This window comes from Alteromonas sp. CI.11.F.A3, assembly GCF_032925565.1.
Classification (GTDB): Bacteria; Pseudomonadota; Gammaproteobacteria; order Enterobacterales; family Alteromonadaceae; genus Alteromonas.
The window spans coordinates 3107202-3121022 of the sequence record NZ_CP136708.1 but is presented as its reverse complement, the minus strand read 5'-3'; the positions used below and the strand labels follow the sequence as shown (position 1 = coordinate 3121022).

At 43.8% G+C, this 13821-nt stretch carries 12 protein-coding genes and 5 tRNA genes; 1 reads left to right on the top strand and 16 read right to left on the bottom strand.

Annotation, left to right across the window (positions count from 1 at the left end; all coding sequences use genetic code 11):
* Nucleotides 1-121: 121 nt before the first annotated feature.
* The gene (locus R1T43_RS13465; RefSeq protein ID WP_317349728.1) at nt 122-739 is read left to right on the top strand and encodes a flavin reductase family protein; all 618 of its coding nucleotides are present in this window, start codon (nt 122-124) and stop codon (nt 737-739) included.
* 99 nt (nt 740-838) lie between these two features.
* Here the strand turns inward: R1T43_RS13465 and R1T43_RS13460 are convergent, their stop codons facing one another.
* The 16 genes from R1T43_RS13460 to lolB all read right to left on the bottom strand — a co-directional run bounded on the left by R1T43_RS13460 (nt 839) and on the right by lolB (nt 13759).
* Nucleotides 839-2242 (bottom strand): alanine/glycine:cation symporter family protein, encoded by a 1404-nt coding sequence (locus tag R1T43_RS13460; RefSeq protein ID WP_317349725.1) that lies wholly within the window; start codon nt 2240-2242, stop codon nt 839-841.
* Between the two features lie 305 nt (nt 2243-2547).
* Nucleotides 2548-2623, bottom strand: a tRNA-Gln gene (locus R1T43_RS13455).
* Between the two features lie 41 nt (nt 2624-2664).
* A tRNA-Gln gene (locus R1T43_RS13450) sits at nt 2665-2740 on the bottom strand.
* A gap of 4 nt (nt 2741-2744) precedes the next feature.
* Nucleotides 2745-2829 (bottom strand) — tRNA-Leu (locus tag R1T43_RS13445).
* A gap of 40 nt (nt 2830-2869) precedes the next feature.
* Nucleotides 2870-2946 (bottom strand) — tRNA-Met (locus R1T43_RS13440).
* A gap of 171 nt (nt 2947-3117) precedes the next feature.
* Nucleotides 3118-4080, bottom strand: coding sequence for a peptidylprolyl isomerase (locus R1T43_RS13435; protein WP_317349722.1), 963 nt, complete (start codon nt 4078-4080; stop codon nt 3118-3120).
* Nucleotides 4081-4261: 181 nt separating this feature from the next.
* Nucleotides 4262-5353: a redox-regulated ATPase YchF gene (gene ychF / locus R1T43_RS13430; protein ID WP_057792703.1), complete on the bottom strand. Its 1092-nt coding sequence runs from the start codon at nt 5351-5353 to the stop codon at nt 4262-4264.
* 38 nt (nt 5354-5391) lie between these two features.
* Entirely contained in the window at nt 5392-5973 is a 582-nt protein-coding gene (gene pth / locus R1T43_RS13425) for an aminoacyl-tRNA hydrolase (RefSeq protein WP_211069434.1), read from the bottom strand.
* A gap of 5 nt (nt 5974-5978) precedes the next feature.
* Nucleotides 5979-6611: a 50S ribosomal protein L25/general stress protein Ctc gene (locus tag R1T43_RS13420; protein WP_211069433.1), complete on the bottom strand. Its 633-nt coding sequence runs from the start codon at nt 6609-6611 to the stop codon at nt 5979-5981.
* A 224-nt stretch (nt 6612-6835) separates the two neighbouring features.
* Nucleotides 6836-7837, bottom strand: a complete 1002-nt coding sequence (locus R1T43_RS13415; protein ID WP_211069432.1) for an NAD(P)-dependent alcohol dehydrogenase — start codon at nt 7835-7837, stop codon at nt 6836-6838.
* A 101-nt stretch (nt 7838-7938) separates the two neighbouring features.
* Nucleotides 7939-8394, bottom strand: a complete 456-nt coding sequence (locus R1T43_RS13410; protein ID WP_317349716.1) for a ribose-phosphate pyrophosphokinase — start codon at nt 8392-8394, stop codon at nt 7939-7941.
* An 88-nt stretch (nt 8395-8482) separates the two neighbouring features.
* Nucleotides 8483-10876, bottom strand: a complete 2394-nt coding sequence (locus R1T43_RS13405) for a putative bifunctional diguanylate cyclase/phosphodiesterase (RefSeq protein ID WP_317349715.1) — start codon at nt 10874-10876, stop codon at nt 8483-8485.
* Nucleotides 10877-11186: 310 nt separating this feature from the next.
* Complete coding sequence (locus R1T43_RS13400) at nt 11187-12125, bottom strand: ribose-phosphate pyrophosphokinase (protein ID WP_208806010.1); 939 nt, start codon at nt 12123-12125, stop codon at nt 11187-11189.
* A 43-nt stretch (nt 12126-12168) separates the two neighbouring features.
* Nucleotides 12169-12244: transfer RNA gene (locus R1T43_RS13395), tRNA-Gln, on the bottom strand.
* A 5-nt stretch (nt 12245-12249) separates the two neighbouring features.
* Nucleotides 12250-13125, bottom strand: a complete 876-nt coding sequence (gene ispE, locus R1T43_RS13390) for a 4-(cytidine 5'-diphospho)-2-C-methyl-D-erythritol kinase (RefSeq protein ID WP_317349714.1) — start codon at nt 13123-13125, stop codon at nt 12250-12252.
* A gap of 13 nt (nt 13126-13138) precedes the next feature.
* Entirely contained in the window at nt 13139-13759 is a 621-nt protein-coding gene (gene lolB / locus R1T43_RS13385; protein ID WP_211069428.1) for a lipoprotein insertase outer membrane protein LolB, read from the bottom strand.
* Nucleotides 13760-13821 lie beyond the last annotated feature (62 nt).

Here is a 13821-nt window from a genome sequence, read left to right as displayed (position 1 = left end):
ACCCATAAGCGGCCTAAACTCACAGCCAGCCTAAACTCACTACTGCAATTTGAACACCTTAGCCGCTATACTCACAATGGTAAAAGAGTTAATTAACCACCATGATTGCTAAGGAACATTCTTGTCTGATATTCACTTCTACGAACCTAAATTAGGGCATGGTCTAGCCCACGATCCTTTCAACGCCATTATTGCGCCTAGGCCCATTGGTTGGATTTCGTCTAAAAGTAAAGACGGTAAGCTAAACCTAGCGCCATATAGTTTTTTCAACGCGCTTAATTACACGCCACCTATCATTGGCTTTTCTAGTGTGGGTGATAAAGATTCACTTAAAAATATCAAAGCGACCGGTGAGTTCTGTTGGAACCTCGTCGGCAAGCCGTTGGTAGATGCTATGAATCAAACCAGTGCACCATTAGCAGCCCATGAAGATGAGTTCGCGTTTGCTGGTTTGGATACCGTCGCATCTCACATTGTCGATGTGCCGCGAGTGAAATCAAGCCCAGTTAGCATGGAGTGCAAGCTTACCGATATCGTACAGCTAAAAAATGCGGAAGGTGGCTTGTGTGAAAGTTGGTTTGTAATGGGAGAGGTTGTTGGCGTGCATATTCAAAAAAACATGATTGAAGCGGGTGTGTATAAAACCTTGAAAGCAGAACCGGTTATGCGCGGTGGCGGAGTAGGGGATTATTTCACCGTAGATAGCAGTAATATGTTTGAACTGTTCAGGCCAATATAAATTGGGCTTATGACATAAAAAAGCAGTGGCTACTGTTTTGAGTTAGTAGCCACTGCGATATATTTTTCCAAGATTAGATTACGATCCAAAAAGTTCCGCTTACCAAATACCGTCTTCAGATTTACCCTGAATTTCACAGTCTCCGGTTTTGTATTCTACTTTTTCGCCGCGGTCGCGTTTTGCAAAGTAATCTTTGCTGATAGACACGATGGTTGGCGTCATCCATACAATAGCGGTAATGTTGATAACGGTCATTAATCCTAATGCCATATCGGCCATGGCCCATACTTGTGGCATAGCTGCTTGCGCACCCCAGTAAATCATACCCAAGTAACCTATCGTGTAGGCGGCTCGCCCAGCACGGTTATCAAGTTTAAACATGTGTAGGTTACTTTCGCCATAGGCATAGTTAGCCACAACCGACGTGAAGGCGAATAAGCTAATAGCGGCGGCGACAAAGTCGGTTCCCCCTTCGCCTAAATGGCTGCTCATTGCGTCTTGGGTTAATCTGATCCCTTCCATTTGGTCAGAGCTAGACCCGCCCGCAAGCAGAATAATAAACGCGGTAGAGGTACACAGCACCATAGTATCTAAAAACACGCCCAGCATTTGAATGTAGCCTTGTGACACTGGATGGTTGGGGTTTGGCACCGCACTGGCCGCAGCATGGGGCACGGAGCCACTTCCGGCTTCGTTTGAGTATAACCCTCGTTGTATACCATTTTTAATGGCTGCACCTAATGCGCCAGCGCCGGCTTCTTGTAGTCCAAATGCAGACTTTATGATGTCCATCAACATGGCAGGAAGTTCTGAGATGTTGATAAAGGTAATTCCCAATGCCACTAATACATAACCAATACCCATAAAAGGCACAACAAATTCAGCAAACCTGGCAATACCCCGCAAGCCACCTATTACTATTAAAGAGGCTAGGGCAATAATGGCTATACCCGTGTATTCGCTGGGGAATTGATAAGCGTTGTTAAGTGCATCAGTGATGGTATTCGCTTGCACCGCACTGAATACAAAACCGTAGCCGAAGAAAAGACATAAAGAGAAAGCTACGGCTAACCAGGTTTTATTTAAGCCTTGTTTAATGTAATACGCAGGGCCGCCACGAAACTCACCGTTTTCGTCGCGTACTTTATAAAGTTGCCCAAGTACACTTTCTGCGAAGCCTGTGGCCATACCTAATATGGCAATCATCCACATCCAGAAGATAGCGCCAGAGCCACCTAAAGAAATTGCCACCGCTACGCCAGCTAAATTACCCGTACCTACCCGTGCCGATAAACTAGTACATAATGCCTGAAAAGAACTAATACCTTCTTTCGAGGATTTGTTGCTTCCTTTCAATAAGGAAAACATGTGACCAAAATGACGTAATTGAACACCACCTAATTTAACGGTAAACCAAATACCACACGCCAATAGCATTATAATTAATACTTGGCCGTTACCCCATAAGACGTTATTCACCGCCGAGACAAAGTCGTATATCACGCGTTTTCCTTTGTTTTTGTTGTAAGACTCGTAGAAATCCTAAAGAGGCTGTTATTCGCGTAAAGACGAATACCTTAAAAGGCTAATATCTGAATCTCGAGCACATTTAATCTAAAGCACTTCAATGGAAAGTACTTAAACAAAAGCACCGCAGAAGAAAGCATCTTGCAGAAGAGCTCAAAAGACACAGTAAGCAAATATAGTAGCATGTGGGAAAAAAGAGTGAAGCAGCAATAAGTGGTTAGATTACAACTTTATTTATGCCAGAAAACAAAAAACCGGTCGAAGGACCGGTTTCTTATGTATGGCTGGGGTAGCAGGACTCGAACCTACGAATGGCGGGATCAAAACCCGCTGCCTTACCAACTTGGCTATACCCCAAGTGATAACCACGCAGCAAAAGCGCAATTACTAGGAAAAAATGGCTGGGGTAGCAGGACTCGAACCTACGAATGGCGGGATCAAAACCCGCTGCCTTACCAACTTGGCTATACCCCAACTGTGGTGCGGAAGGAGAGACTTGAACTCTCACGCCGTGAAGCACTGGAACCTAAATCCAGCGTGTCTACCAATTCCACCACTCCCGCACAGTCAGAACCTCAAGAGAAGTTAGATAAAAAGAAAAATTGGTGGCTATGGCGAGATTCGAACTTGCGACCCCATCATTATGAGTGATGTGCTCTAACCAACTGAGCTACATAGCCTCCGGCTTTTCTTTTCCCTCTCAGGAAGTGGCGCGTATTATGCGGATATGACTGGCGACCGTCAACCCCTTTTTTACGAACTTTTTCTAAGTGGCTAATATCTGTGCGTTCAGGTCTAAAATCTAGTCAAAGTGCAGCGAATTTAATCAAATATCGCCAAAAAACTTAAACTTAATTCCAAGGCGTTGATGAAGTTTTAGTCTGGTAATAGCAAACATCAATGGGTCTTGGGCTATAAATTTTATCATGAAAGAAAGAATTATCGAGTGTTTGCCCAGTTTTCATACGTTTTTGGAATTCGGGGTGGGAGGGAAGCTGAATATAATACTGTTTACCCGATGTATCTTTGTTGCCCACGTAACTATTTTTTATCTTACTGTTATCTGAAGGTACTTCAATAACGCCACTATTTTCTATTGGCCCCCTTGGTAATTGCTGTAATACGTCCATTCCTTCCAGTATACGCCCAATAACAGACATATTTCTGTCTAAATGTCTTGGAGCTTGCCCAATCACAATATAAAACTCGGTACTGGCAGTGTCCTTTTCACTATTACGGGCAAAAGCGACAGTGCCAGGGCAGTGAAGTGCCCACATTTCATTTCGATCGCTATCTATTCCTACGGGAAACCCATTTAGAAAACCTGTAGCGGGGGCAAACATGTCGTTATCTTCAATAACAACCGCAGATGATGAAAGGGGGATAACAAACTCAGCCTGTAAATTACTGGTTTCTGACGAGGGCGCATGGCTTTCATTACTACCGCCCTGTGCTACAAATCCATCTACCACCCGATAGAAGTACTGCTGCTGATAAAAATCAGTTTTTATTAACTTACGAAAGCGTTTTACATGATGAGGCGCTAAAGCCGGGTTCAGCGCAATGACTACATCACCATAGTGCGTTTCAAGCGTAACGGTATGTTTAGCTGGTACCTTGTACCATTTATTGGTGATGTCGGTATCCAACAAGAGTTTTTCTTTTATCTGAGTGGCCTCAAGGCTTTTTTCGTGATCTTTTGCGTGCGCGCTTGATGAAACGCTGCTTACACCTAAAAGTGCCACACAAAGCGAAACGGTCAGTGCTGAAATCTGTGAAGGTGCTGAAAGTGAATGTAAGAGGTTTTTTATCATTTTATGGCAAGCCCTAATGAGAATCTTATTATAAGCACTGGTATAAGTGTCTTTTTATGTATTTAAAATACCGAGTCATTGCCTGTTAAATCAACAACTAATTCTACAGGCAATAAAAAACCACCCATAAGGGTGGTTCTTTGTACGTTAAAATAAGCGCTAGCCTAGGCTATATTTCTTATTACACGTTAAATCTAAAGTGAATCACATCGCCATCTTTAACAATGTATTCTTTACCTTCTAAGCGCCACTTACCGGCGTCTTTCGCGCCTTGTTCACCGTTGAATTCAACAAAGTGATCGTAGCTGACGATTTCGGCACGAATAAAGCCTTTCTCGAAGTCGGTGTGAATCTTACCAGCTGCTTGAGGTGCGGTAGAGCCTTCAGGGAAAGTCCAAGCACGTACTTCTTTTACACCTGCGGTAAAGTAGGTTTGAAGCGTAAGCAAGTTGTAGCCAGCACGAATAACACGGTTAAGACCTGGCTCTTCAAGTCCCATGTCTTGCATGAATTCTTCACGCTCGTCGTCTTCAAGTTCAGCAATGTCAGACTCGATAGCCGCACATACTGCAACAACTACGGCATTTTCGCCTTCAGCGATAGCGCGTACTTTGTCTAAGTATGGGTTATTTTCGAAACCGTCTTCGTCAACGTTTGCAATGTACATGGTTGGCTTAAGGGTAAGCATGTTCATGTAGCTGATTGCAGCGTGCTCTTCTTTAGTCAGTTCTAAAGAACGAAGTAATAAACCCTCATCTAAGTGAGGCTTAATCTTTTCTAAAACTTTAAGTTCATACTTAGCATCAGAATCGCCACCTTTAGCGCGTTTAGCAACACGATGTAGGGCTTTTTCTGTGGTTTCTAAGTCTGAAAGTGCAAGCTCGGTATTGATAATATCAATATCGTCTTGTGGGTTAACTTTACCTGCAACGTGAACAATGTTTTCGTTATCGAAACAGCGAACTACGTGGCCAATTGCATCGGTTTCACGGATGTTAGCTAGGAATTTGTTGCCTAAGCCTTCACCTTTTGAAGCGCCTTCAACCAAACCTGCAATATCAACGAATTCCATAGTTGTTGGAATAACACGTTGAGGGTTTACGATTTCAGCCAGTTTGTCCAAGCGAAGATCCGGTACAGGTACAACGCCTGTATTGGGCTCTATGGTACAAAAAGGGAAGTTTGCCGCTTCAATACCTGCTTTTGTCAGTGCATTAAAGAGTGTTGATTTACCTACGTTTGGTAGTCCAACAATACCGCATTTAAAACCCATGGTAGGGATCCTTGTCTGGAATTAGTGCTAGCTTAGGCTCACGCCTTAAAGGAGTGTAGCCGATTTTGCGCTTGCTTTAGGTCGTTTTTAAGGAGTATTTCAGTACAGCGCACTGCTTCGTCAATGACACTTTCTATGGCCATTTTTTCGTCAGCGGGGGGCTTACCTAATACATGTCCGGTAACACGGCTTTTGTGACCCGGATGTCCAATACCAATGCGCAAGCGTAAGAAGTCTTTATTGTTACCCAATTTTGCCACAATGTCTCTAATACCATTTTGACTAGAGCTACCGCCTATCTTGTATTTTGCTACACCGGGAGGTAAGTCGAGTTCGTCAAAAGCCACTAAAATTTGTTCGGGTTCAATACGGTAGAAATTGGCTAATGCCGCTACTGCTTGGCCGCTTTTATTCATAAAAGTGGTGGGGTAAAGCAAACGCACATCTTGGCCTGCAATGGTAATGCGGGCAGTTTTACCGAAGAATTTGGATTCTGGTTTTAGCGGAGTATTGAAGGTGTCGGCAAGTTGGTTTAGAAACCATTCACCGGCATTGTGTCGGGTATTATCATATTCGGGGCCTGGATTTCCCAGGCCCACGATAAGTCGGATATCAGCCAAGCTGATTATTCCTCAGAAGCTGCTTCTTCGTCGCCTTCTTCTGTATCAGCTGCTTTAGGAGCAGGCTTAACAGTAACTACTGCAAGGTCGTGAGTCTCGTCGTCTTTTCCAAGCTCAACAGACGTGATACCAGCAGGTAGTGTAAGGTCAGACAAGTGAAGAGTTGCATCCATTTCAACGTTAGCAATATCTACTTCGATGAATTCTGGAAGATCTTTAGGCAGACACGTAATTTCGATTTCGTTTACGTGGTGCTCAGCGATACCGCCAGCTTTGATAGCTGCAGACTTGTCTTCGTTGATGAAGTGAAGAGGTACGTTAGTGTGTAACTCTTGACCTGCGATTACGCGCTGGAAGTCAACGTGAAGAATACGAGGCTTGAAAGCGTGACGTTGCATGTCTTTAACAAGTACTTCAACCGCTTTTCCGTCTACGTTCAAAGTAAGAACGTGAGAGTAGAACGCTTCAAAATCAGCAGCGTTGTTTACTTTGTTGTGCTCAAGAGTAATCGACACTGGTGCTTCTTCACCACCGTAGATGATACCAGGAAGCTTGTCTTCACGACGTAGGCGGCGGCTCGCACCTTTCCCTAGGTCTGTACGTACAGTAGCGTCCAGAGTAAAAATTGCTTTAGACATTATATGTCTCCAATAAAAAATTAAGAATGTAAGTTCTTGCGACCAGAACCTACTGTTATAGGGCGTTGCAGTTACAAATTGTAAGCAACAATCACCGCCTCAAATTTTGAGGGCGGCGAATTCTAACACCGAGGCCTATAACATACAAATTTTACTTGGCGGGTATGCACATATTAGCAAGACTTCACATATTTGAAGAATTTAACATGGCACTAGCCTAAAGCTTATTTAGTTAACACCACGCGGTAGTGGGCTTTACCATCGCGAAGCCGTTGTACTGCTTCATTAACTTCATCGAACTTAAAGGTTTCGGTCACTGGTGCAATATCATGCAGCGCAGCAAAATCCAGCATGGTTTTGATAGTAGCAGGGCTACCTACAGGAGAACCTGAAACAGAACGCTGGCCGCCAATAAGGTTGAATGCGCCTATGTCTAACGGCTCTAAGGTTGCGCCAACAAAATGTAAACGGCCTTTAGGCGCTAAAGTAGATAGGTACAAATTCCAATCAAGCTTTACGTTCACGGTAGAGATAATAAGGTCGAACTTACCTGCAGCGGCTTTAAGTTCGTCTTCATCACGGCTATTTAAGGTGTCGTGGGCACCAAGCTCTAATGCTTCTTTCTTCTTCGATTCACTTGAAGTAAAAGCAACAACCTTACATCCCCATGCATTTAAGAACTGGAGTGCTAAGTGTCCTAAGCCGCCAATACCTACAACGCCTACAACCGAAGTGGGTTTAATATCAAATTGTACTAGGGGATTAAATACCGTAATGCCACCACAAAATAGTGGCCCAGCACTTTGTGGGTCTATACCATCAGGAATAGGCACTACCGCCGTAGCTTGAGCTCGTACTTTATCAGCAAACCCGCCGTGGCGTCCGCCAATCGTCATGGTGGCATCAGAACATAAATTTTGGTCGCCAGATTCACAGGTGCCACAGCTATTACAATAGCCAGCATGCCAGCCTAAACCAACACGCTGACCTACTTTCAATGACGTAACATGTTCGCCAACCGCATTTATTGTTCCTACCACTTCATGACCTGGTACGAAGGGGTATTCACTAATGCCCCATTCATTATCCAGCATGCTTAAATCACTATGACAAATGCCGCAGCTCTCCACATCTATCTCAACATCATGAGAGGCTAATTCGCCAGGATCATATTCAAATTTTTCCAGTTTTCCGCCTGGCTCTTTTGCTGCGTATGCATTAATCATTTGTTTCTCCAACTATTAACAGTGGGGTTTGTACGGCGTAGTTAGCCGAAATCGATCATCACTCCCTGTTTTAAGCCCAGCAAAACTTAGTCGAAGTATGTTTAGTGAGAAGATGCATTGCCTATCACTCTGCTGGCGTCGAGTATTTCTACATTTTCAACCTGTAACACGGTGCCGTATTGGGTGATAGTCATAAGATCCGGCATGGGCATTCCCGTAATTTTCACAATTAAACCATTCCTGTGAAATTTCTTATCAAGTTTGCGTAGGGTGTAGCGCTCGCCACCTTCAGCGATAAAGGCATAAAAACCACCTTCCATTTCTTTGTACACAATAGTACCGGTTAAGGTGACTTCGGTAGGTTCATCCGAAGCGCTAAGACGTTTCTGTTCAGCGGTTTTAGCGACTAAGGCTTGCTGTGGTTTTACATCTTCTTTTTCAGTCATAAGGGGCTCTTTTGGGGTATCTACGGTGGTGATGTCCTCGTCAGTACAGCCAGCAAGGGCTAATAGTAATGCAGCGGCTGACAGTGTAGATATTGTGCGAGTGAATTTCATAAATGCCTCTTTATTCATTTTTGTTAGATACCAACCGTAAACCGAATGCGGCTATATGGCTACATAGAAAGACTACTTTATAGCAGGTTTAGTTCTCTTTATTTTGAATGTCAGGCCATTCGTTGATGAAATCTTTAGCGTGCTCTGCTGTCATTGGGCGCCCATAAAAAAAGCCTTGAGCATTAGTAAAGCCTAGACTTTGCAACAAGGACGACACCTCTATGGTCTCCACGCCCTCTGCAGTCGTTTGTAAGTTTAATGCATTCGCTAGTTGCAATATGGCAAACAAAATAGACTCTGCATCAACATTATTGATGCTTTGGGTGTGTTCTGAAGCGGCCATAACGAAACTTCGGTCTACTTTAAGTTTGTCAAAAGGGAAGCGTTGTAGGTAAGACAGTGAAGAGTATCCTGTACCAAAATCATCCAGAGCAATACGCACGCCTTGTTCTCTTAAGTTATTTAACAGTGCAATTGTGCTATCCCCATCACACATTAGTGATGATTCAGTAAGTTCAAGTTCTAATCGGGAGGCTGGCAAGCCGGAGGCGTTAAGTGACTTTAATACCGTCGTCAGCAAATTGGCTCGTTCAATTTGAACAGGGGAAACATTCACCGCTATTTGTAATGGCGAAGGCCAACTCATAGCATCGCGACACGCCTGCCTTAATACCCACTCTCCCAATTGCACTATCATGCCATTTTCTTCAATTAGATGGATAAAATCGGCAGGGGAAACAACACCTCGTTCAGGATGGTGCCAGCGTACCAACGCTTCAAAGCCGATAAGTGAATTATCGCTATACCGTATTTGAGGTTGGTAAAGCACCACGAAGTCGCTATTGGCAAAGCTTTGACGAAAATCGTTGAGCAACGCTAATCGCAACATAGCGTATTCATCAAGTTTAGGGTCGTAAAAACAAAGCTTGTTCTTCCCACTTGCTTTGGCGGCATATAGCGCCATGTCGCTGGCTCTTTGTAGAGACACGGGAGAGCTGCCATCCATAGGCGCATTAGCTACGCCAATACTGACACCCAAATCAAATGCGTGTTCTTGGTGTAGCCAGGGTTCAGCCAAGAGCGCATGCACTTTTTGACCGAACTGTGTCGCTTGCAAAGGTGTAAGAGCATGTTTAAAAAGCCAAGCAAATTCATCACCTCCCAGTCTTGAGAGCAACACATCTTTTGGCGTTATTTCCTGAAAACGATTGGACATTTCTTTTAATAATTCATCCCCCGCTAAATGACCCAGCGTATCGTTAACGATTTTGAAGTTATCAAGATCTAAGGTTATTAATGTAACTTTGTTAACGATGTCGGTATTGTTTAGTTGAGTATTATCGAGAAAGCTTTCATGTAATGTTTTACTGAATAAGTGACGATTAGCGAGCCCGGTTAATGAATCGATATTAGCCAACAACATCATTTCGTTTTCTCGAAGTAGCGCATCGGTAACGTCGGTGCTTACACCACGCCACCCCGATAAGTCACCGTTACTGCTAATCAGTGGCTGGGCAGTCAGCGACCACCACTTTACATTCCCATTAATTTCAATAGGAATATTATCCAGCGTGAAGGGTTCATTTTTTTGAAAATTGGTGGCCAACTCTGTTAATTCTGCATTATTTTCAGCGGGTGTGCATTCAGTGAGTAAGCTTAAAAAATGGCTGCCAGAAAGTTGTTGTACGGGTTTGCCCAGTACATCTTGCATACGCAAAGACACATGCTTTAAACACCCTTTGTGATCAATTTCCCATAACCAATCACTGGCGTTTTCTTCAAAGTCCTTTAATAGCAGTCCTACAACCTGACGCTGATGCTCAATGGCGGTTTCTGCCATTAAGCCGGAAACAAAGCGTTTCGAGGTAACCATGACCACACAGCTTAGGTACAGCCAATAAATTACCAGCAACGCAGATATAAAAAGATACTCACCATCGTAAGTAATATGGATACTTACTGATACCCCCAGAGTTAGAAACAAAACCCAGACCAATGCGGCGGCAGGCAAAGACGCAAATTGCCATGCCCCGGTGGTAATAAATGCGGCAATAATAGCAACCAAGATAATCTTGCCTTGGGTATCTAAAACGCCAAGCAATAGGGTAGTCATTTGCGCATATAATAGGGCGGCGGCCCCTAACATGACTGCCAATACAAACAGTGCGCCTTTTGACCCAGTATTTTTCACTTTTCGTTTAACAAATAAGTACCATGCAATTACATCGCCGGCGGCGATAATAAGTAACGACAAAGACCATGTAATTAAGACGTTGTGGTTAATAAGACCGTGAGCAAAAATGGAACATAGAATAACGATTAAAACAGTAGCACTGCTTGCAAGGGGAAGTTGTCTGGATAAGGAATCAATTTGTTGTGCGCGATAGTAATTAGCCAGTTCAGGTGTGGCGTCAGGATCAGTCCAAAAGCAACGCAGCCAGTACCAAAATACTGCTAATGAGCGTGTTTGTCTTGCATCCACTAACCGCTCCTTTTTGATACTTTTTATTTGGATTTTGCTGATAAGAAAGCTTACGCGGAATACATTGCATTTAACCGCTAAACACTGAACCAGTTATCGACTGATAGTTTAAGAGCTTTAATAATAGTAAAAGCGTGGCTGTTTGTTTTAACATTTTTTAATCGTTTTGGACGTAGGGAACAAAGCGTAAATATACGGGCAATAAAAAAGGGCCCGTAGGCCCTTTTTCAAAAAGTGAATCGTGAATGGTTATCGCTCTAGATGCTCACGATAACTATTCAAGTCGAGAACTCTCGACTATTACGAGTAACTAGTACTCAAACATGGCTGAAATAGACTCTTCGTTGCTGATACGACGAATCGTTTCAGCAAGCATTTCAGATAGTGTAAGTTGTTTCACTTTTCCAATCTTCTGCATGTCTGCACTAAGCGGAATAGAATCGGTAATGATAATTTCATCGATAACCGATTCTTTTAAGTTTTGTGCTGCGTTTCCAGAGAAAATTGCATGGGTGGCGTAAGCATAAACATTACGTGCTCCATGACTCTTCAAGGCTTCAGCCGCTTTGGCTAATGTACCGCCAGTATCAATCATGTCATCCACAATAATACAGTCACGGTCATTAACGTCACCAATGATGTTCATTACCTGAGCAACGTTCGCTTTAGGGCGGCGTTTATCGATAATGGCAAGGTCAGCATCGTTTAATAGCTTAGCGGTAGCACGAGCACGCACAACACCACCAATATCTGGCGATACTACAACCGGATCGGCAAAATCGCGCTGAACCATATCGGCCAACAAGATAGGCGTTCCGAACGCATTATCTACCGGTACGTCGAAGAAACCTTGAATCTGCTCGGCGTGCAAGTCGATAGTAAGTACTCTATCTACACCCACGTTAGAAAGAAAGTCTGCGACAACCTTTGCAGTAATTGGCACCCGGGCTGAACGAACGCGACGGTCTTGACGCGCATAACCAAAGTATGGAATTACTGCAGTAATACGACCTGCTGATGCGCGGCGCAAAGCGTCGATCATCACGATCAATTCCATGAGGTTGTCGTTAGTGGGGGCACAGGTTGATTGGATAATAAAAACGTCCGAACCACGGACGTTTTCATGAATTTCTACGCTAATTTCACCATCACTGAAACGGCCTACTTTGGCGTTTCCGAGTTTGGTATAAAGGCGATCGGCGACTTTCTGGGCAAGTTCTGGTACGGCATTACCTGCAAAGAGCTTCATATCTGGCACAAGTGGGTTCCTCAGTGCGTTGATAAAAGAGGTTTGGCTGGGGTAGCAGGACTCGAACCTACGAATGGCGGGATCAAAACCCGCTGCCTTACCAACTTGGCTATACCCCAATTTTTTATTTCTTGTCCGATGTGGCGTACACGTGCTCTGATTTTTTTAATTTTTGTAATAGCGGTGAGCGATTCACACCTTTTGCGACAAAACTTTGCCAAGTGTCGGGCAGTTGAGCCTGAACTTGTACGGCTGAAACTTCGTCAGAAAAGGTGGCAAATACGCAGGCACCTGTGCCCGTCATTCGCGACGGTGCGTAGTGTACCAACCACTGTAATAAATTTGCAACTTCGGGATAGCGATTAACGACTAATTGCTGACAATCATTGCGAGTTTTTTCAAATTGATAGTCTTCCCACTGCATAATTGGCGTATTTCTGGTCAATTGTTCAGCTGTAAATACTTCGGCGGTACTAATATGCACATTGGGGTTCGCCACCAGATACCACTTTTCTTCTTGTGGGGCAGGGGTGATTTCTTCTCCTACGCCTGATGCGAAAGCAGTAAGACCACGAACAAATATAGGGACATCTGCACCTAATTTGAGCCCTAGCTCAGCAAGTTCGTCTTCTGATAACTTTACGCCCCATAAATGATTCAGTGCGACTAGGGTGGTGGCAGCATTTGATGAGCCACCGCCAATCCCGCCGCCCATGGGCAAACATTTTTCTAAACTAATACTAACGCCTTTATGAATATTCGCATGTTCAGCGAGTAGTTTGGCGGCACGCACAATAAGGTTATCTTCATCATTTACCCCTTCAAGAGGAGTAAGCATAGTAATCACGCCGGAATCATTGATTGCAAAAGCTAGCTTGTCGCCGTAATCAAGCATTTGAAATAAGCTTTGCAATTGGTGATAGCCATTAGGGTAACGACCGTTAATATGCAGAAAAAGATTAAGTTTGGCAGGGGAAGGCCACCAATCTAGGTTTGTCATGTTGGGTTTCTCACTAAAGCAGCGTCCATTCATATATTTTTATTTTTAGCGTTGTTGATGGCGGATTGGGCTGAACCAAGTTTATTGAATGGGGTAGCCACACATTATTGCCTTCGGGAGTAGTCACATTGCCATAGTTAGCATAACTGACTTGCCACCCTTTACAGGCGTTACAATTACTTTCAAGCGTATTAAGTAGCCCCTTGTCAGTAAGAGTAAATTTATCATCGGCAAGAGGAAGCCCTTTAATCCACGAAAGTAAGGGTTCAACGGGAATATCCATGCCAGTAGTATAGTAAATTAAAGGTTCGGGGTCGGCGTCTTCATATACGTCATTACCCGCCTCTAAAATCGCTTTATCACCATTTACGTTCAAATCAACCATGGTGACACCAAGCAAATTGGTTAATCGGAAATGAAAATCGACATCATCGGTTTTCCACAAAAGGTTAGCGCTAGCCCCTTCTTTTTCCTGCCTAAAAGCTATTTTTCCGCGCAATTGCCAGGCATCAACTTGTGCCACCTTTTTAAGCTGGGCGCTAAGGTTTACGGCGCGTTCAGGGCCATCAGGTAGTGTGGTACAGGCGCTGATAAGTAGGCTAACCAGTACAAGTATAAAAACGAAGCGAATCATTGGGTATCGTCTTAGGTAAAGTTCATACTTTATGTGAACACAGTTCTACCAACACTTTCAAT